Source organism: Streptomyces sp. NPDC000594, assembly GCF_040299965.1.
Lineage (GTDB): Bacteria > Actinomycetota > Actinomycetes > Streptomycetales > Streptomycetaceae > Streptomyces.
On the sequence record NZ_JBEPCY010000041.1, the window covers coordinates 38188 to 57971 of the forward strand.

The window sequence follows — 19784 nt, forward strand, 5'->3', positions numbered from 1 at the left end:
GCGCCGCACGGCCCCCCGTGCGGGGGGCCGTGCCAGGGGTCCGAACGGGGGCCGTGCCGGGGTCCCGCCACGGGTGATGCCTCCCGTACGGGTGATGCGGTACGGGGAGCTGTACGGAGGGGTGCCGTACGGGTTACGGGTTACTGTCCGCCGCCGACCGCGTTGGCGAAGTCGGAGATCCAGCCGGTCACGGTGGAGACCGCGTCACCGAGGGCCTGCCAGTACCCCTTGCCCTGGGCGACCCAGTCCTGGAGCGGAGTCAGCTCCCAGACCAGCCAGCCCGCCACGAAGAGCATCACCAGGGAGACCAGACAGCCCTTGAGGCAGCCGAGGCCCGGGATGCGCATCGGGTTGGAGCTGCGCTGACGCGGCTGCCGGGGCTCACGCGGAGCGGGCGGCTCCGGTGCCGGGGGCCGGGGCGCGGGCGGCTGAGGGGCCTGCGGCCGGGGCGCCGGGGGCTGCGGAGGGTTGTACGGCTGGGGCGCGTACTGGGGCTGGGGCTGCTGCGGCGGCGGGCCCTGGCGGCCGGACCGGGGGCGCGGCTGCTGATGCTGCGGCGGGTACGGCTGCTGGTGCTGGGGCGCGTACGGCTGCTGCGGCGGATAGGGCTGCTGATGCTGCTGCTGGTGCTGCGGAGGCCGGGGCGGCTGCTGCGGAGGCTGCTGCTGCCGCTGGGGCCGCCGTCGCAGCGGGTCCTGGCTGGGGTCCAGATACTGGATCTGGGTCTGCTCATTGCGGTCGCGGGCCGCCTGGAGCTGGGACTGCCAGGGGTGCGGGTCGTCCGGACCGGCCGGGGGGCCCGGCGGCACGGGCGGCAGCACGGCGGTGGGATCCGGGACGCCCGGCGCACCCGTCTGCGGCAGCACACTCGTGGCGTCGGCCGCTCCCACCGGACCGCCGGTGTGCGGCAGCACGCTGGTGGCATCGGCGGCCCCCACGGGCCCGCCGGTATGCGGCAGCACGCTCGTGGGGTCGGCGGCTCCCACCGGACCGCCGGTGTGCGGCAGCACGCTGGTGGCGCCGTGCGGGTCGAACGCCCCCGCCGGACCGGACGCCGGGGTCGGGGGCACCGGAGCGGGCGACGGGTCCGGCGCCAGCAGGGCGGCGACCCCGAGGGCCGCGTCGATCTGGGCCGGGGTGGAGTGCATCCCGATCCCGGCGGCGACCGTGCGCAGCGCCCGGGCCAGGTTCTCGGCGCTGGGCCGTACGTCCGGCTCCTTGCTGAGACAGCGCTCTATGACCGTCCACAGCGGCTCGGGAACGGTGGAGGGACGGCGGGGCTCCTCCATCAGATGGCGCTGGAGCACCTCAAGGGCGGTCCCCCCGGCGAACGGCGGACGGCCGGTGACCAGCTCGTAGAGCAGGATGCCGGCGCCGTAGATGTCCACGGCGGAGGTCTGCGGGCGGCCCTCGGCGGACTCGGGGGCCACATAGGCGGGGGTGCCGACGAACTCATGGGCGCGGGTGAGCCCCGGGGAGTCGGCCAGGCGCGCGATGCCGAAGTCGGTGAGCATCGGGTGCATCTGGCCGTCGGGGTCGGTGCGCAGCAGCACATTGGCCGGCTTGAGGTCACGGTGGACGACCCCGTCGGCATGGCTGGCGGCGAGCGCGTCCGCGACCTGCGCGGTGAGCAGCGCGGCGGCGACGGGGGTGAAGGGCCCGCTCTCGCGGAGATAGCGGTGCAGGTCGGGGCCGTCGATCAGATCCATCACCAGGGCGAGGAGGTCGCCCTCCACCACCAGGTCGCGGGTCCGGACGATATTGGGGTGGGTGAGGCGGAGCAGGACGGAGCGCTCCCGCAGGAAGCGCATCACCACATCCGCGTCGTTGGCCAGCTCCTCCTTGAGGACCTTGATCGCGACGGTCTCGCCGGGCTGGCCGGGCACGGCTGCTTCGGCGCCCGCGGTCTCCCGCTGCCGGGCGCGCCAGACGGTGCCGGTGGCGCCGCGTCCGAGCGGCTGCTCCAGGAGGTACTTGCTGCCTACAGGCCGCACGTCATGCGCTCCCTGCTGATCGTGGTCCTTGCGTGGTGCGGGCCGTGCGGGTCCGCCCAGATGTCCGACCCACTGTAGTGCCGCCGGAGCGGGGTGAGCGGGTTGTCCACAGGTGGGACCCGCTCCGGCCGTGGTGCGGGTGGTGCGCCGGGGCCATGGCCGGGGAGCCCCGGACCGTGCCGGTGCGCCGGACGCCCGGTCGCTTCCCCAGGAAGACGCGGCAGCCCGCTCCGGGGTTGCACAGCGGCGGGCGGAACAGCGGGGGCACCCCGTCCGCTTCCGTCCTGAGCGGGCACTTTTCCGGCCGGACCGGACCAATCAAGATCACTCGACGGCTATGGGCGGGCGCATTGTCCGCCGCAGGTGCGAGGATGCCCTCAGCGCGGAACCACGGGACGGGACCCGGTGGCCCGCGCCGACCTGTCGGGTGGGGGCGATCCGATGCGGCACCCCCTGCCGGGCACCCCGCGCAGAAGGGAATTGCTGACGGCGATGCAGATCCGGCTGACCGTTCTCGCGCCGCGCGGCGGGCAGTCCGCGGCGGCGGGCCCCGCGCCCGGGTCGGGCCCGACCTCCGCCACGGCGGGCCCGCAGGGCCGCGCGGGCCATCTCCCCCGGGTGTGCGATGTGCTGGTCACCGCGCCCGCCGGGACCGCGCTCGCCGCCGTCGCCGCCCAGCTGGCGAGCGCCGTCGCGGGACCGGACACCTCCGGCACCCCGGTGCTGTACGCGGGCGACGAGCGGCTGGACGCCCAGCGGGCCACCCTGGGCGAGCCGCCGCTGGTGGACGGCGCGGTGCTCTCCCTGCACCACCCCGGCGGGGCCGGTCCCCGGGACACGGACGCCCCGGCGCGGCTCCAGGTGACCGGCGGGCCGGACGCGGGCGGGGTCCATCTGCTGCACGGCGGGCGGGTCACCGTCGGCCGCTCCGCCGACGCCGACGTACCCCTGGACGACCCGGATGTCTCCCGGCTCCACTGCGAGATCACCCTGGGTGACGACGGCGGGGCGACGGTGGCGGACCTCGGCTCCACCAATGGCACCTCGCTGGAGGGCGCGCCGGTGGGCGGGCGTCCGGTGCGGCTGGCGCCGGGGGCGCTGCTGCGGCTCGGGGAGTCGCTGCTGCGGCTCGTCCCCGGGGACCGTACGCCACCACCGCTGGCGACGGTCGCGGACGGTGAGGGTCATCTGCGGATCCCGGCCCGCGCGATCACGGTCGCCGCCGACGGGACGGGGGTGTCGTTCCTCTCCCCGGCCGCGCCGCCGGCCGAAGCCCGGATCCCGGCGCAGACCACGGGCGCGGGGCCCGGTACCCCGGGTGCCCCGGGTGCCTCCGGTACATCGGGTGCTTCCCGCCCGTACGCCCAGGACGGCCGCGCCCCGGAGAGCGGCGACGCCCCGGGCGGGCACCCCGACACCACCCCCACCGCCCGTTTCGCCACCGCGCCCCCGGGTGCCGAGGCCCCGACCGCCCGGGTCCCCGGCACGCCCGCACCCGGCGGGGGCGACCCCGGCCATCCGTCCGTGCCCGCGCCCAGGACCGCGTACGGCACCGGCGACGCCACCGTCACCCCGGGCGCGACCCATGGCGCCGGGCTCCCCACCGCCCCGGACGGCCCGCACACCCCGGATGATCCGGACGGCCCCGACGACCAGCGCGGGCGCAGGGGACGCGGCCGGGACGGGCGGCGGCTCGGCATAGGCGCCTGGGCCCGGCGGCTGGCCGGCGCCCGCGAAGACGCCCCGGAGGAGAGCGACACCGGGCTCCCGCCCGCCCCCGACACCCCGCCGGTCGCCGAGCGCTGGCCCGACCCCGCCACCGTGCTGCTCACCGCCCTCGGCCCCGGCCCCCGGCTCTGGGAGCGGGACCGCGCCCACCCCGACTCCCTGGTGCTGCGGCTGGGCACCGGGGACCGGGACGGGCTCCCCTGTGTGCCCGTCACCGTCGCCCTGCGCGAGGCGGGCGCCCTCGGGCTCGCCGGACCCCGGTCCCGGCTGGCCGGTCTGGCCCGCTCCGCCGTCGCCCAGCTCGCCGCCCTGCACTCACCGGCCGATCTGGAAATCGTGCTGATCAGCGCGGACCGTACGCGAAGCCTCCCGGAGCGCCGGGCCGAGTGGGCCTGGCTGGGCTGGCTGCCCCATCTGCGGCCCGCGCGGGGCCAGGGCTGCCGGCTGCTGCTCGCCTATGACCGGGAGCAGGCCGAGGCACGGCTCGGGGAGCTGACCCGGCGGCTGGACGACGGCCCGCTGGGCCCCGGCTGGCCCAGCGCCGACCGGGCCGCCGTCGACACCGAGGCCGCCCGGTACACCGGCCCGGCCACCGTGCTCGTCCTCGACGGCGACCCCGGGAGCGCCGAACTGCGCGAGCGGGCCGCCCGGCTGGCGGCGGTGGGCCGGGGAGCCGGGATCCACGCGGTGGTGCTCACCGAGACCCCGGCGGCCTCCCCGCTCTCCCCGGTCGCCGCGATCTACGAGACGGCCTGCGCCGCCTCCATCGCCTTCCGTGAGTGCGGGGCGGTCGCCCTGCTCAGCGGTGATGTGGCGACCGCGCTGCGGGTGCTGCGGACCAGCGGCGGGCTGCCCGCAGGGCAGGGGACCGCCGCGACCGTGGACGCGGTGTCGGCGGCCTGGGCCGAGCGGTTCGGCCGGGCGCTGGCCCCGCTGCGCGCGGAGGGCGTGGCCCCGGGCCGGCCCACGGCCCTCCCCCGCACCGCCCGCCTCCTGGACGAGCTGGGGCTGGCCCGGGCGACCCCCGCCTCGCTGATGGCCCGCTGGGCCCAGGCCGACGACACCTCCGGGACGCTGGTCCTGGGCGCGGGCCCGGACGGGCCGCTCACCGTGGATCTCACCCGGGAGGGCGCCCACTTGCTGATCGAGGGGCCGCCGGGCAGCGGGCGCACCGAGCTGCTGCGGTCGGCCGCCGCCGCGCTCTCCGCCGGGGCCCGCCCGGACCGGGTGGGGCTGCTGCTGGTGGACGGCGCGGGCGGCAAGAGCGGCGAGGGGCTCGCCGTCTGCACCGAGCTGCCGCATGTCACCGGCCATCTGGCGGCGAACGACCCGGTGCGGATGCGGGAGTTCGCCCAGGCGCTCGGCGCGGAGCTGAAGCGGCGGGACGGCCTGCTGGGCGGTGCCGCCTTCGCCGACGCCGCCGCCCGCCGGCGCGGTGGCGGCGGCCGGGTGGTGGCACCGCGCCCGCCGGGCCCGGCGGAGCAGCCCTCTCCGGCGGCGGACCGGGGCGATCTGGAGTCCCCGCCGAGCGGGACGCTGCGGCTGCGGCCGGGGGCGCGCCCCCGCTCCGCCACGGCGGCGACGGACCGGCCGCTGCCCCGGCTGGTGGTGCTGGTCGACGATCTGGACGCGCTGGTCTCCCCCGCGCTGGGCAGTACGGGCCGGCCGGGCGCGGGCTCCATGGTGCGGGCGCTGGAGGCGGTGGCGCGGGACGGGGAGCGGCTGGGGGTGCATCTGGTGGCGGCCTCCGCACGGCCGGAGCACACCGCCGGTACGGAGCTGGCGCGCGGTGCCCGGCTGCGGGTGGTGCTGGACGCGCCCCCCGGGGCGGCGGTGCCGGACGGCGCGGTGCCGGGCCGGGGCCGGCTGGGGCATCCGGACGGGCGGGTGACCCCGTTCCAGGGGGGCCGGGTGACCGGCCGTATCCCCCGGACGGCGACCCAGCGGCCGACCGTCGTCCCGCTGGAGTGGGAGCGGATGGGCGATCCGCCCACCCGGCGCCCCCTGCGCGAGCTGGGCAACGGGCCGACGGATCTGGCGCTGCTCGCCAGCGCGCTGGAGCGGGCCGCACATCTGGTGGACGCGGCCCCGGTGCCACCGCTGGCGCCCGCGCACCCGTAGCTCCCGGAAGCCCCGGGAGCTACGGAAACCCCGGGAGCTACGGCGGGGCGGCGCGGCGACCCGGCCCGCACCGCCCGGCCGCAGCGCGCCCTCCCGTACCGGCGACGCGTACCCCTGCCCCCGTACCAGCGACCCGTACCGCCGCCGCGTACCAGCGACCCGTACCGCCGCCGCGTACCGGCGACCCGTATCGACCGTCCCCTGAACCCCACCGGCATCACACCACCCACAGGCATCCGCATACACATATGCAACGCCGCACCATCGTGAACCGGCCATGTCCCGACCGCTGTCGACGGTCCACCGGATTTCGGCCGGAAGATCACCTCACAGAGCCATCACGAAGGCTCCGGGGAGCTGTGGGCGGTATTGCGGGCCCCCGCGCACGGGCGTCAACCTGTCGGCACGCAGGAGACAGTGCACGGAAGAGACGGGGCACAGATGCGCACAACTCTTCGCACGGGCAAGGCCGCGGTGGCGTTCGCCGCTCTCACCGCGCTCACACTGAGCGCTTGCAGCGGGGACGGGGACGACACGGCCGACCCCCCTCCCGGGAAGGAAACGAAACCGGCCGCGTCCGGGGTGGAACTGCCCCGGCTCGAAGGCGAGAAGATCCAGGTCACAGCGGTCTGGAGCGGCCCCGAGCAGGAGAACTTCGACAAGGTGCTGACGGAGTTCGAGAAGCGGACCGGGGCCGAGGTCACCTTTGTCCCCGCCCAGGACCCGATCGTCAACTTCATCGGTACGAAGATCGCGGGCGGCAGCCCGCCCGATGTCGCGCTGCTCCCGCAGCCGGGCGCCATCCGCCAGGCCGTGGAGCGCAAGTGGGCCAAACCGGTCGGCCCGGCCGCCAAGGCCCAGCTGGCCAAGAACTACTCCCCGGGCTGGCAGCGGACCGGCCAGGTCGACGGCGAGCAGTACGGCGTCTACTACAAGGCCGCCAACAAGTCCCTCATCTGGTACAACACGACCGCCTTCGAGAACGCGGGCGCCCAGGTGCCCAAGACCTGGAAGGAGTTCCTCACCACCGCCGAGACCATCTCCGCCTCCGGGGTGACACCGGTCTCGGTCGCGGGCGCGGACGGCTGGACCCTCACCGACTGGTTCGAGAACATCTATCTCTCCCAGGCCGGGCCGGAGCGGTACGACCGGCTCGCCCGGCACGAACTCAAGTGGACCGACCCCTCGGTGAAGCAGGCGCTGACCACCCTGGCGGAGCTGTTCGGCAAGGAGGCGCTGATCGCGGGCGGCGCGGACGGCGCGCTCCAGACCGAGTTCCCCGCCTCCGTCACCCAGACCTTCACCGGTGGCGACCAGCCCAAGGGCGCCATGGTGTTCGAAGGTGACTTCGTCTCGGTCAACATCGCCCAGACCGACGCCGAACTCGGCAAGGACGCGAAGGTCTTCCCCTTCCCGTCGGTCGGCGCCGAACCGCCCGTGGTCACCGGTGGCGACGCGGCCGTGGCGCTCAAGGACAGCAAGGGCGCCCAGGCGCTGCTGACCTTCCTCGCCTCCCCGGACGCCGCGGCGATCCAGGCGGCCGAGGGTGGCTTCCTCTCCCCGAACAAGTCGCTGGACCTCGCCGCGTACCCCAACGACGTCCTCCGTTCCATCGCCAAGGCGCTGATCGACGCGGGCGACGACTTCCGCTTCGACATGTCCGACCAGATGCCGCAGTCGTTCGGCGGCACCCCGGGTGCCGGCTTCTGGAAGATCCTCCAGGACTTCCTGAAGAACCCCCGGGACATCGCGGGCGCCCAGCGCGAGCTGGAGTCCGACGCCGCCAAGGCGTACAAGAGCTGACGGATGGATACCGCCGCACAACCGGGGGGTCCGGCGCGCCCGGACCCCGCCGCCACCACCGCACACCCCCGGGTGACCGGTACCCGGAGGCTGGTCGCCGCCGGGTTCCTGCTGCCCGCGCTGGTGCTGCTGGGCGCGCTCGTCGTCTACCCGATCGGGTACTCGGTCCAGCGCTCGTTCTTCGACCGGTCCGGCGAGGGCTTCGCCGGGCTGGACAACTACACCGAGATCTTCACCGACGACCGCATCCTCACCGCGGTGCAGAACAACGCGATCTGGGTGCTGCTCGCCCCCACCGTCGCGACCGCGCTGGGGCTGATCTTCGCCGTGCTGACCGAACGGGTCCGCTGGGGCACGGCGTTCAAACTGATCGTCTTCATGCCGATGGCGATCTCGATGCTCGCCGCCGGGATCATCTTCCGACTGGTGTACGAGCAGGATCCCGATCGGGGGGTCGCCAACGCGGTCTGGGTGGGGGTCCACGACACCTTCGCCGAGGCGTCGGTCTTCCCCCGGGCGCATCCGCTGCCCGTACACCCGCTGGAGAAGGCGGACGGTGGCGCCTTCCTCACCAAGGAGCCGGTACGGGCCGGCAGTCCGGCGTCGCTGCCGCTGGTGGGGGTCGCACCGGGGCAGATGCCCGAGGACGCGGAACCGGCCCGCGCGGCCCGGCCCGAGGAGGGACGGATCACCGGCACCGCCTGGCTGGACTTCACCCGGGGCGGCGGCGGCACCGTCAACACCGTCGACAGCCGCGAACTGGGGCTCAAGGGCATCACCGTGGAGGCCGTCCGGGACGGCAGCGTCGTCGCCACCGCCCGCGCCGGGGCCGACGGCACCTTCTCGCTGCCCGCGTCGGCGGACGGCGCCCTGCTGCGGCTGCCCGCCGAGAACTTCCGCGCCCAGTACAACGGCGTCGACTGGCTCGGCCCCAGCCTGGTCACCCCGGCGATCATCGGCAGCTATGTCTGGATGTGGGCCGGGTTCGCGATGGTGCTGATCGCGGCGGGGCTGGCGAGCGTGCCCCGGGAACTGCTGGAGGCGGCCCGGATCGACGGCGCCAACGAGTGGCAGGTCTTCCGGCGGGTGACGGTGCCGCTGCTGGCACCCGTCCTGGCGGTGGTGCTGGTCACCCTGATGATCAATGTTCTGAAGATCTTCGACCTCGTCTACATCATCGCGCCCGGCTCGGCACAGGACGACGCCAATGTGCTGGCGCTCCAGCTTTACCGCTCGTCGTTCGGCACCGACGCCGACCTCGGGGTGGGCAGCGCCATCGCGGTACTGCTGCTGGTGCTGGTGCTGCCGGTGATGTTCTTCAACATCCGGCGTATGCGAAGGGAGGCCCGCCGATGACCACGACGGACGGCACGGTGAAGGCGAAGCGGCCCCTCCCGGCACGGCCGGACGGCGCGGTGAGGGCGAAGCGGTCGCTCCCGGCACGGATCGCGGCGGGCGCGAGCGGCGGCGTGATGCGGGTCTTCCTCGTCCTGGTGGCGCTCTTCTGGCTGATGCCCACCTTCGGCCTGCTGCTCTCCTCCCTGCGGGACGCCTCCGACATCGCGGAGAGCGGCTGGTGGAAGGTGTTCTCCGCCCCCGCACAGCTGACGACCGACAACTACTCCCGGCTGCTGGAGAACGAGGCGGTCCGGGACTCCCTCTGGGCGAGTGTGGCGATCACCGTGCCCGCGACGGTGCTGGTGGTGGTGATCGGGGCGCTGGCCGGGTACGCCTTCGCCTGGATGGACTTCCCCGGCCGTGACTGGTGGTTCATGCTGGTCGTCGCGTTGCTGGTGGTGCCGGTGCAGGTGGCACTGGTCCCGGTCTCCCGGCTCTTCGGCGAGATCGGGCTCTTCGAGACCACCCTGGGAGTGATCCTCTTCCATGTGGCCTTCGGTCTGCCGTTCGCGATCTTCCTGCTGCGGAACTTCTTCGCGGAGATCCCCCGGGAGCTGCTGGAGGCCGCCCGGCTGGACGGCGCGGGCGAGCTGCGGCTCTTCACCCGGGTGGTGATGCCGCTGGGCGCCCCGGCCATCGCCTCGCTGGGGATCTTCCAGTTCCTCTGGGTCTGGAACGACATGCTGGTCGCCCTGATCTTCGCGGACTCGGAGAGCGCGCCGATCACGGTGGCGCTCCAGCGGCAGGTACGGCAGTTCGGGAACAACATCGACGTACTGGCGCCGGGGGCGTTCGTCTCGATGGTGATCCCGCTCGCGGTGTTCTTCGCCTTCCAGAAGCAGTTCGTCTCGGGGGTGATGGCGGGAGCGGTGAAGTAGCGGGATGGAGGCGGGCCCGGGGTTCCGGGCCCGCCAATACCCGATAAATGCCGCTTCCAGGGCTAAAGTACCCGCCGATGACGACGCCCCGGACCGCTCCGCAGCCCCCCGCCCCCCATCTCCCCCCGGCCCTCTCCGCCACCGCGACAGCACTCCGCGAGGCCGCCCCCGTAGCCGCCGTCTGGGCCGCGACCCGGCTCGGCATGCTCGCCCTGCTCCTCGTCGACCACCTCGGCGACTCGGGCGTCGCCGGCGAGGTCCACCACCTCTACCAGGGCTGGTACGGACAGCTCGTCCACGGCTCCTTCCCCCTCGGCGACGCCACCTGGCAGTACCCGCCGGGCGCCGCGGTCGTCTTCCTCTCCCCCGCCGCACTCCCCTGGCTCACCTACTTCCAGGCGTTCGTCGCCCTCGTCCTGGTCGCCGACGCCCTGGTCACCCTGGTCCTGGTACGCGCCGGACGCGCCGGCGCCTGGCTCTGGGTCTGCGGACTCCCCCTGCTGCTCAACCTCCCCCTCGCCCGCTACGACGTCCCCGTCACCGCCGTCGCCGTCATCGCCCTGCTCGCCCAGCGCGGCCGGCCGCACCTCGCCGGAGCCCTCGCCGGAATCGGCGCCATGATCAAGGTCTGGCCGCTGCTGACCGTGGTCGGCGCACCCCGCGGCCGGACCACCCTCACCGTCTGGGGCTCCGCCGCCGCCTCCGCCGGAATCCTCCTCGGCGTCCTGCTCACCGGCTTCGCCCACCCCCTCGACTTCCTGCGGCAGCAGAGCGAACGCGGCGTCCAGATCGAATCCCTCGGCGGCACCGCACTGCTGCTGGCCCGCTCCTGGGGCTGGCCCGGCGAGACCGTCTTCCAGTACGGCGCCTTCGAACTCACCGGCCCCTATGTCACCGGCGTCACCCGGCTCTCCCTCGCCCTCAGCCTCGGCGCCCTGTGCTGGCTGGTGCTCTGGCGGATCGGCGCCCGCCGCTGGACCCCCGCCGTCCCCTACGACGCCGCCCTCACCGCCGTCCTCCTCTTCACCGTCACCAGCAGGGTCATCAGCCCCCAGTACCTCATCTGGCTGCTGGGACTCGCCGCCGTCTGCCTCACCTCCCGGCATACGGTGCTGCGCCCGGTGGCCCTGCTGATGGTGCCCGCGGCGGCGCTCAGCGCCCTGGTCTTCCCGCTGATGTACGACGAGGTGGTGGCGGGGACACCGCTCGGCTGCACGCTGATGGTGCTGCGCAACGGGCTGCTGCTGGTCGCGACGGTGCTCGCCTGCCGCCGGCTGTGGGCGGCCACCGCCTGACCCGCCCGTACCGCCGCGGGGCCCCGTACCGCCGCAGGACGCGTACACACCCTGGCACCCCCTGACGCCCCGTACCCCAACAGCGGAGCGCCCGCCACCCCCCGGGAGGGTGACGGGCGCCCGGGTGCGGCCTCGGGGGCCGGACGTCAGCTGTGCGTGCGCAGCAGCTGTCGCATCGTCCGCATCGCGACCGACAGATTCGCCAGGTCGAAGGTGTCCGAGCCCTGGATCTCCTCCAGGGTGGCCCGCGCCCGTCCCAGGATCGAGACGTTGCGCTCCTCCCAGGCGGTGAACCGCTCCTCGGGCGAGGAGGAGCCGTTGCCGACGGAGAGCACATCGGCGGTCAGCATCGCGTGCGCCGCGTACAGGTCCTCACGGATGGCGGCACGGGCCATGGACTGCCAGCGGTCCGCCCTCGGCAGCTCGATGATCCGGTCCATCAGCTCGGTGATCCGCAGCCGGTCGGCGAGGTCGTAGTAGACCTCGGCGACCGCCATGGGCTGCTTCTTCGTGCGGTCCGCGATGGCGACGACGTCCAGCGCCGGGAAGGCGGACGAGAAGCCCGCCACCCGCACGGCCAGCTCGTCCGGGACGCCCGCCTCGGTCAGCTCCCGGTGGATCGACCCGTACCACTCCAGGTCGGCGCCGCGCAGCATCTTCGGCAGCTGGCTGCATACCTCCGCCACCCGGGCGGCGAAGAAGTCGACGGTCTCGGCGAGCCGCAGCGGCTGCGGACGGTTGCCGAGCAGCCAGCGCGTACCGCGCTCGACCAGCCGCCGGGAGTGCAGCCGCATCCGGGTCTGGACCTCGGCGGTGACCTGGTTGTCCAGCGCCTCGACCGCGTCCCACACCGCGCTCAGGCCGAAGATCTCCCGGGCGGCGGTCTGGGCCCGTACGACCTCCTCGATGGAGGCCCCGGTCTCCTCCCGCAGCCGGTGCAGGAAGGTCGAGCCACCGGTGTTGACGGTGTCGTTGACCAGGACGGTCGTGATGATCTCGCGGCGCAGCGCATGCTCGTCGACGGCGTCGCGGTACCGCTCCACCAGCGGCTTGGGGAAGTAGGCGTGGAGCAGCCGGAGCAGATACGGGTCGTCCGGCAGGGAGGTGCCGATCAGCTCGTCCGCCACCGTGATCTTGGTGTAGGCCAGGAGTACGGCCAGCTCGGGCTGGCTGAGCCCCTTGCCGCTGTTGAGCAGCTCCCGGATCTGGCGGTCGCTGGGCAGGAACTCCAGACCCCGGTCGAGCGCTCCGTCGCGGCCCAGGCGCCGCATGAAGCGCTGGTGGGCGTGGAGGAGCGAGGAGGACTGGGTGACCGCGTTGGTCAGGGCGACGTTCTGCGCGTAGTTGTTGCGCAGTACCAGCGAGCCGACCTCGTCGGTCATCTCCGCCAGCAGGGCGTTCCGCTGCTTGACGGTCATGTCACCCTCGGTGACCAGGGCGTTGAGCAGGATCTTGATGTTGACCTCGTGGTCGGAGGTGTCCACACCGGCGCTGTTGTCGATGGCGTCGGTGTTGACCCTGCCGCCCTTGCGGTCGAACTCGATCCGGCCGAGCTGGGTGAGGCCCAGATTGCCGCCCTCGCCGACGACCTTGACCCGCAGCTCGTCGCCGTTGACCCGGATGGGGTCGTTGGCCTTGTCGCCGACCTCGGCGTTGGTCTCGGTGGAGGCCTTCACATAGGTCCCGATGCCGCCGTTCCACAGCAGGTCCACGGGGGCCTGGAGGATCGCCCGCATCAGCTCGGCGGGGGTGAGCTTGGTGACGCCGGGCTCGATGCCGAGGGCGGTCCGCATGGCCGCGTTGACCGGGATCGCCTTGGCGGTACGGGGGTGGATGCCGCCACCCGCCGACAGCAGCTTCTTGTCGTACTCGGCCCAGCTGGAGCGGGGCAGCTCGAAGAGGCGGCGGCGCTCGGCGTAGGAGGTGGCCGCGTCGGGGGTGGGGTCGATGAAGATATGCCGGTGGTCGAAGGCGGCGACCAGCCGGATGTGCTCGCTGAGCAGCATGCCGTTGCCGAACACATCACCGGACATGTCGCCGACGCCGACGACGGTGAAGTCCTCGGTCTGGGTGTCGTGGCCAAGCTCGCGGAAGTGCCGCTTGACCGACTCCCAGGCGCCGCGGGCGGTGATGCCCATGCCCTTGTGGTCGTATCCGGCGGAGCCGCCGGAGGCGAAGGCGTCGCCGAGCCAGAAGCCGTAGGCGACGGCGACCTCGTTGGCGATGTCGGAGAAGGAGGCGGTGCCCTTGTCGGCGGCGACGACGAGATAGGTGTCGTCACCGTCGTGCCGGACCACGTCCGACGGGGGCACCACCTCGCCGCCGACCATGTTGTCGGTGATGTCGAGGAGGGCGGAGATGAAGATGCGGTAGCAGGAGATGCCCTCGGCGAGCCAGGCGTCCCGGTCCACGGAGGGGTCCGGGAGCTGCTTGGCGACAAAGCCGCCCTTGGCGCCCACCGGCACGATCACCGTGTTCTTCACCATCTGGGCCTTCACCAGGCCGAGGATCTCCGTACGGAAGTCCTCGCGCCGGTCGGACCAGCGCAGTCCGCCGCGGGCGACCTTGCCGAAGCGCAGGTGCACACCCTCGACCCGGGGGGAGTAGACCCAGATCTCGAAGGCGGGGCGGGGGGCGGGCAGATCGGGGATGGCCTGCGGGTCGAACTTCATCGACACATAGCCGTGGTGCCCGCCGGGCGCCGCGCCGGTGGTGCCCTGGAAGAAGTTGGTCCGCAGGGTGGCCTTGATGACGGTGAGGAAGGAGCGCAGGATGCGGTCCTCGTCGAGGCTGGCGACCTGGTCGAGGGCGCCGTCCAGCTCCTCCAGCAGCCCGTCGGTCAGCTCGGTCCCGGCGCGCTGGCGCTCGGGGGACATCCGGGCCTCGAAGAGGGAGACCAGCAGCCGGGTGGTGTGGACATTCGTCCGGAGGGTGTCCTCCATGTACTCCTGGCTGAAGGTGGAGCCGGCCTGGCGCAGGTACTTGGCGTAGGCGCGCAGCACCATCGCCTGGCGCCAGGTGAGCCCGGCGCCGAGCACCAGCGAGTTGAAGCCGTCGTTCTCCGCCTCACCGGTCCAGACGGCGGCGAAGGCGTCCTGGAAGCGCTCCCGGGCGTCGTCGCCGAGGTAGTCGCCGTTGCCGGAGCCGACCGGCAGCCGCAGACCGAAGTCGTAGATCCAGGCGAGGGAACGGTCGGCGCAGCGCAGCTCGTACGGGCGCTCGTCCACGACCTCGCAGCCCAGCCGCTGGAGGACGGGGAGGACGGCGGAGAGGGAGACCTGCTCCCCGGTGCGGTAGATCTTGAACCGGCGTTCGCCGGGGCCGGCGCCGACGGGCTCGTAGAGGGAGAGCGCGAAGTTGCGGCCGGAGTGGGTGAGCGCCTCCAGATGGACCAGGTCGGCGACGGCGGCGCGCGGGCTGTGGTCGGCCTTGTACCCCTCGGGGAAGGCGGTTCCGTAGCGGCGCAGCAGTTCGGCGGCGCGCTCCTCGCCCAGCTCGGCGTTGAGGGCGTCGGCGAAGCCGTCGGCCCAGGAGCGGGCGGCCTCGACCAGCCGGGCCTCGATGCGCTCGGTGTCGGCGTCGGTGAGGTGGGGCAGCTCGGTGCCGGAGGGGACCCGGACCACGAAGTGGATCCTGGAGAGAATCGATTCGGTGTTCCACGCGGTGAAGTCGACGCTGGTGCCGCCCAGCTCCTCCTTGAGGATGTCGATCAGCCGCAGCCGTACCCCGGTGGTGTAGCGGTCGCGCGGCAGATAGACGAGGGCGGAGTAGTAGCGGCCGTACTCGTCCTGGCGGAGGTAGAGCCGCAGCCGACGGCGCTCCTGGAGGTAGAGCACGCTGGTGACGATGGAGCGGAGCTGGTCGACCGGGGTCTGGAACAGCTCGTCGCGGGGGTAGGTCTCCAGGATCTGGAGCAGGTCGCGGCCGTCGTGGCTGTTGGGCGAGAAGCCCGCGCCGTCGAGGACCTCGGCGACCTTGCGGCGGACGACCGGGACCCGGCGCACCGACTCGGTGTAGGCGGCCGAGGAGAACAGGCCGAGGAAGCGGCGCTCGCCGACGACATTGCCGTCGGCGTCGAACTTCTTCACGCCGACGTAGTCGAGATAGCTGGGCCGGTGGACGGTGGCCCGGCTGTTGGCCTTGGTGAGGACGAGCAGCTTGTGCTCGCGGGCCTTGGCGCGGGCGTCCGCGGGGAGCCTGCTGAAGGAGGGGCTGACCGGGTGGTCCTCGGCCTCGCTGTGCGGCGGGTCGGAGCGGAGGATGCCGAGGCCGGTGCCGGGGACGGCGGCCAGCGCGTCGGTGCCGGTCAGCTCGTACTCGCGGTAGCCGAGGAAGGTGAAGTGGTCGGCGGCGAGCCAGCGCAGCAGCTCACGGGCCTCGTCCACCTCCTGGTCGGCCAGATCGGTGGCGACCGGCTCCTTGGGCAGCTCGTCGGCGATGCGCAGCGCCGCCTCCCGCATCTTCTCCCAGTCCTCGACGGCCTCCCGGACGTCGGAGAGGACCCGCAGCAGATCGGCGGTGATCTGCTTGAGGTCGGCGCGGTCGGTCTCGCGGTCGATCTCGACATGGATCCAGGACTCGACCAGCGCGTCGTGGGGCAGGGCGGAGCTCTTGGCGGGGGCGCGGTGGCGGTCGGTGCGGAGCACCTCGATGAGCTTGCCGGTGACATCGCGGCGGACGGTGACCTGCGGGTGGATCACGACATGGATGCCGCGGCCCTGCCGGGACAGCTCATTGGTGACCGAGTCGACCAGGAAGGGCATGTCGTCGGTGACGACCTCGACCACGGAGTGGCTGCATGTCCAGCCGTTCTCCTCGACGGTCGGGGTGTGGACCCGCACATTGGCGGTGCCCTGGGGCCGGTTCTCGGCGAGCCGGTAGTGCGAGTACGCGGCGCCGTAGACATCGACGGGGTCGCGGTCGGTCAGATCCTCGGGCGCGGTGTGCAGGTAGTAGCGCTGGAGGTAATCGAGCAGGGTGTCCTGGTCCGGACGCCGCCCCTGTTCGGCCCCGGTGGGCAGGTGCCCACCGCCCGGACTGCTCTCAGCTACCCGGGTCGCCCGTGCGAGCAGCTCGGCCTTGGCTTCGTCCAGCTTGGTCTGCATGTCCTCTGGCTCCTGTCGCGCGCCGTTGCGTGACGTAGGGGAAAGATTGCGTGACGTAGGGGAAGGGTGCGGTGCGACGCCACGGCGCGGGGTGCCCGGTCGAGGTCGGCGTCATGCCGCGGTGAGGGAGGTCCGGACCGTGCTCGGGGAAATCCGGTGACGGGACCGGCGTGAGGGGTGCGGCGATGGCCCGGCCGCTGTCGCGCTCCGGGCGGATGCCGGGGGCTTCGGTGCCCCCTCGGCGTATCGCACTGATCACGGCTCCAGGCTATCGCCCCTTCACGGGGAACCGTCATGAGCCTTATGTGTACAAAACCGGGGGGCGAAGTTTGACAGTCTGCACAGCGACACAGGCCCTCTTGGCAAAGAGGGCGGCGCGCGGCAGGTTGAGCGGTGCCGGATCCGGCGTTGTTCCGCCCGCAGTCCCTTCTGTTCCGACCACAGTCCCCATCGGTTCCGCCCCTCTGTCGTTCCACCTGTACGGGAGCGCTCATGACAGCCAAGATCCTGATCGTCACCGGTGATGCCGCCGAGTCCCTGGAGGTCCTCTACCCGTACCAGCGGCTGCTGGAGGAGGGGTACGAGGTCCATATCGCGGCGCCCAGCGTCAAGACCCTGCGGTTCGTGGTGCATGACTTCGAGCCCGGCTTCGACACCTACACCGAGAAGCCCGGCTACACCTTCCCCGCCGACCTGGCCTTCTCGGAGGTGGATCCGGGGCAGTACACCGCCCTGGTGATCCCCGGCGGACGGGCGCCGGAGTATCTGCGCAACGATCCGGAGCTGCGCAAGATCGTGAAGGCGTTCTTCGACGCGGACAAGCCGGTGGCCCAGATCTGCCACGGCCCGCTGCTGACGGCGGCGATCGGCGGTCTGGAGGGGCGCAGGGTCACCGCCTATCCGGCCCTGGAGCCGGACATGCAGGCGGCGGGCGCCGGCTTCCAGGACAGCGAGGCGGTGGTGGACGGCGCCCTGGTCTCCTCGCGTGCCTGGCCGGACCACCCGGCGTGGATGCGGGCCTTTCTGAAGGTGCTCCGCGAGCGGGGTTAGGTCGTACGGTCCCGGGGGACCCTGAGGCTCCCCCGGGGCCGCCCCGCCGGTCCTCAGGCGACCAGGCGGGCGGCTTCCTCGACCGCTTCCCGAAGGGTGTCCACCACGGGCACACCGGCCTTCTCCAGGCTGGCCCGGCTGTGCGAGCCGCCGGTGAAGAGCACCGCCCGCGCGCCCACATGGGCGGCCGCCACCGCGTCGTCCACGGCGTCACCGATGACCACCGTGCGCTCCGGGGAGACCGTCCGCGCCAGCGCCTTCAGATGCTCCTCCATGTGGAGCGCCTTGGAGCCCCCGGAGGGCCCGGTGCGGCCCTGGACCCGGACGAACTCGCGCTCGATGCCATATCCCCGGACCACCGGTATCAGCTGGTCGTGCACGTACATGCTCAGCAGTGACTGGCTGTGGCCCGCGCCGCGCCACTCGCCCAGCACCCGCGCGGCCCCCTCGGTGAGCCCGCAGCCGACCCGGTGCCTGCTGTAGTGGTCATGGAAGATCACATCCATGACCTCCCACTCCTCGTCGGTGGGGAGCCGGCCGAGCAGCCGCTCGTAGAACTTGGGGATGGGGACGCAGTACAGCTCGCGGTAGAGCTCCAGAGTGATCGGCGCCAGACCCAGCTCGGCGAAGGCGGCATTGGTCGCCGAGATCACCGCCGCCACGTCGTCGAGCAGTGTCCCGTTCCAGTCCCAGACGAGGTGCGGACCGTCTCCGGCGGCACCCTCCGGGATCATCCCCTGGTAATTCCCCATGACCGGAACGGTACTCGCCGGGTCGGACAACGGGGCGGCCCATCCGGCCGCGCGCACCCGTGGGCACGGGTATCGGCGCAGGTCAGGACGGGTTGGATCGGCTCAGGTCGAGTCGGCTCAGGTCGGGTGGTGGGACGGGTCAGCCGGTGAGGTGGGGGATCTCCTGGATCCCGAACCACAGCAGCTCGTGGTCCTCGGCGCCGTCGACCGTGAAGCGGGCGTCGTCGTCGCCCTGGTCGGCCGCGCCGAGCGCGTCGGCGGCGGCGGTGATGTCACCGATGGCGTCGTCCGCGTCCACATGGACGGCGGCGGCCCGGCTCAGCGGGACGGCGTGGGCGATGCTCACCTCGCCGAGGGAGGTGGCGTCCAGCGCGCGGTCGGGGTCGGAGCTGGCGTCCTGGTCACGGATGTCGACCGCGACCACGACCCGGCGCCGGATCTCGCCGGGGACCCCGGCGAGCATACGGAGCGAGGCGGCGGCGGCCCGGCTGAGCGCCGCGTACTCCAGCTCCTCCAGGTCGTCGGAGACGTACCACTCGCGCAGCCCGGGGGTGACGCCGTACGCGGTCACCGGGCCGGGGCCCAGCTCGCCCCGGGTGTGCGCCTCCGCGAGACCGGAGAGGGTCAGGGGGACATACACACGCATGGCTCGCCGCTTTCGTCGGGGGAAACGTCCCCAGGATACGTCCCGGGATTCCCTCTTTCGGGGTGTCGTCGGCGCGGCCGGGGAGACCGTCACTCACCGCTACGGTGACCGCGGCACCCCCTCTGGGCTGCGGACTCACCCCAAAGGGTGAATTTTCCGATCAGCATTCCCGTCCCCCGGGCCGTTGCGGGGCCGGGCAGGGGACCGGGGAAGATGCCCCCACGGAAGTTACCGCCCGGTACTCAAGCGGCCGGGCCCGGCGGATCGGGGGATACGCATGGACAGGACACGACCGACAGCGGGCAGGACGACCACCGGCAGAACACCGGCCGACGGGACACCGGAAGCCGGCGACAGGGCGCCGGCCGGGGCCGGTATCGGGAACGGGGCCGGGACCGGGGCCGGAAGCGGAACCGCCGGGACGGCACGCGGCGGGGCCCCGGCCGACAGCGCGGGGACGGCGGACCGGAGGCGGGCGGCGGACCGCGCACGCCCCGCCGGCCGCACCCGGCCCGCCGGACGGCGGGACCGGCGCGGACCCGGCCGGATCGCCGCCTCCGCCGTCACCCGCGCCCGGCAGCGGCTCCCGCACTACTGGTTCGCCGACCGGCTGCTCGCCGTGCTCAGCGGACAGCGCCCGGTGCACTGGATGCTCGGCCACACCGTCGGCGACGCCTACGAACAGCTCGTCCGGCTGGCCCCCGGGGCACCGCTGCGCCCGGCGGACCGGGTGACCCCGGTGGTCCGGGAGTGCGGGGAGTACCACCCCGGGCCAGGGGTGATCGAGGCCTTCGCCCGGATCCGCGCGGGCGAACGGGTCAGCGCGATGGCCTTCCGTCTGGAACGCTGCGCCGACCGGCGCTGGCGCTGCTCCGCCGTGGAGCTCGGCGGTGAACGGATCGCCACGGTCCCCCGGCAGGGCTAGCCACCGCTCCCGGCAGGGCCGTGGAGGTCCACTCCCGGCCGGGACAGGGCTTCAGAGCGCCCCTGAAGCGCCTCAGGGGCCTCCCGGGG

At 73.3% G+C, this 19784-nt stretch carries 11 protein-coding genes; 7 read left to right on the plus strand and 4 right to left on the minus strand.

Annotated features, from left to right (window positions below):
• Positions 1-140: 140 nt before the first annotated feature.
• Positions 141-1994 (minus strand): serine/threonine-protein kinase, encoded by a 1854-nt coding sequence (locus ABT354_RS33565; RefSeq protein ID WP_351500889.1) that lies wholly within the window; start codon positions 1992-1994, stop codon positions 141-143.
• A gap of 492 nt (positions 1995-2486) precedes the next feature.
• On the opposite strand from ABT354_RS33565, the gene ABT354_RS33570 reads away from it, so the two are divergent.
• From ABT354_RS33570 to ABT354_RS33590, 5 genes are all read left to right on the plus strand, one after another.
• Positions 2487-5843 carry an FHA domain-containing protein gene (locus tag ABT354_RS33570; RefSeq protein ID WP_351500926.1) on the plus strand — a complete coding sequence of 1119 codons (3357 nt, stop codon included), beginning with the start codon at positions 2487-2489 and terminating at the stop codon, positions 5841-5843.
• Between the two features lie 441 nt (positions 5844-6284).
• Complete coding sequence (locus ABT354_RS33575; protein ID WP_351500891.1) at positions 6285-7646, plus strand: ABC transporter substrate-binding protein; 1362 nt, start codon at positions 6285-6287, stop codon at positions 7644-7646.
• A 3-nt stretch (positions 7647-7649) separates the two neighbouring features.
• Positions 7650-9002: a carbohydrate ABC transporter permease gene (locus ABT354_RS33580; RefSeq protein WP_351500893.1), complete on the plus strand. Its 1353-nt coding sequence runs from the start codon at positions 7650-7652 to the stop codon at positions 9000-9002.
• Positions 8999-9922, plus strand: coding sequence for a carbohydrate ABC transporter permease (locus tag ABT354_RS33585; RefSeq protein ID WP_351500895.1), 924 nt, complete (start codon positions 8999-9001; stop codon positions 9920-9922). The genes ABT354_RS33580 and ABT354_RS33585 overlap by 4 nt, the downstream gene beginning before the upstream one ends.
• 77 nt (positions 9923-9999) lie before the next feature.
• The gene (locus ABT354_RS33590) at positions 10000-11217 is read left to right on the plus strand and encodes a glycosyltransferase 87 family protein (RefSeq protein WP_351500897.1); all 1218 of its coding nucleotides are present in this window, start codon (positions 10000-10002) and stop codon (positions 11215-11217) included.
• 146 nt (positions 11218-11363) lie between these two features.
• On the opposite strand, the gene ABT354_RS33595 is transcribed toward ABT354_RS33590, so the two are convergent.
• Positions 11364-16322: an NAD-glutamate dehydrogenase gene (locus tag ABT354_RS33595; protein ID WP_351500899.1), complete on the minus strand. Its 4959-nt coding sequence runs from the start codon at positions 16320-16322 to the stop codon at positions 11364-11366.
• Between the two features lie 492 nt (positions 16323-16814).
• Between ABT354_RS33595 and ABT354_RS33600 the strand changes: the two genes are divergently transcribed.
• Positions 16815-17372, plus strand: a complete 558-nt coding sequence (locus ABT354_RS33600) for a DJ-1/PfpI family protein (RefSeq protein WP_351500901.1) — start codon at positions 16815-16817, stop codon at positions 17370-17372.
• 53 nt (positions 17373-17425) lie between these two features.
• On the opposite strand, the gene ABT354_RS33605 is transcribed toward ABT354_RS33600, so the two are convergent.
• Together ABT354_RS33605 and ABT354_RS33610 are read right to left on the minus strand one after the other, a co-directional pair.
• Positions 17426-18124 carry an HAD family hydrolase gene (locus ABT354_RS33605; protein WP_351500903.1) on the minus strand — a complete coding sequence of 233 codons (699 nt, stop codon included), beginning with the start codon at positions 18122-18124 and terminating at the stop codon, positions 17426-17428.
• 139 nt (positions 18125-18263) lie between these two features.
• Entirely contained in the window at positions 18264-18770 is a 507-nt protein-coding gene (locus tag ABT354_RS33610) for a DUF6912 family protein (RefSeq protein WP_351500905.1), read from the minus strand.
• Positions 18771-19317: 547 nt separating this feature from the next.
• Between ABT354_RS33610 and ABT354_RS33615 the strand changes: the two genes are divergently transcribed.
• Positions 19318-19695, plus strand: a complete 378-nt coding sequence (locus tag ABT354_RS33615) for an Rv3235 family protein (protein WP_351500928.1) — start codon at positions 19318-19320, stop codon at positions 19693-19695.
• Positions 19696-19784 lie beyond the last annotated feature (89 nt).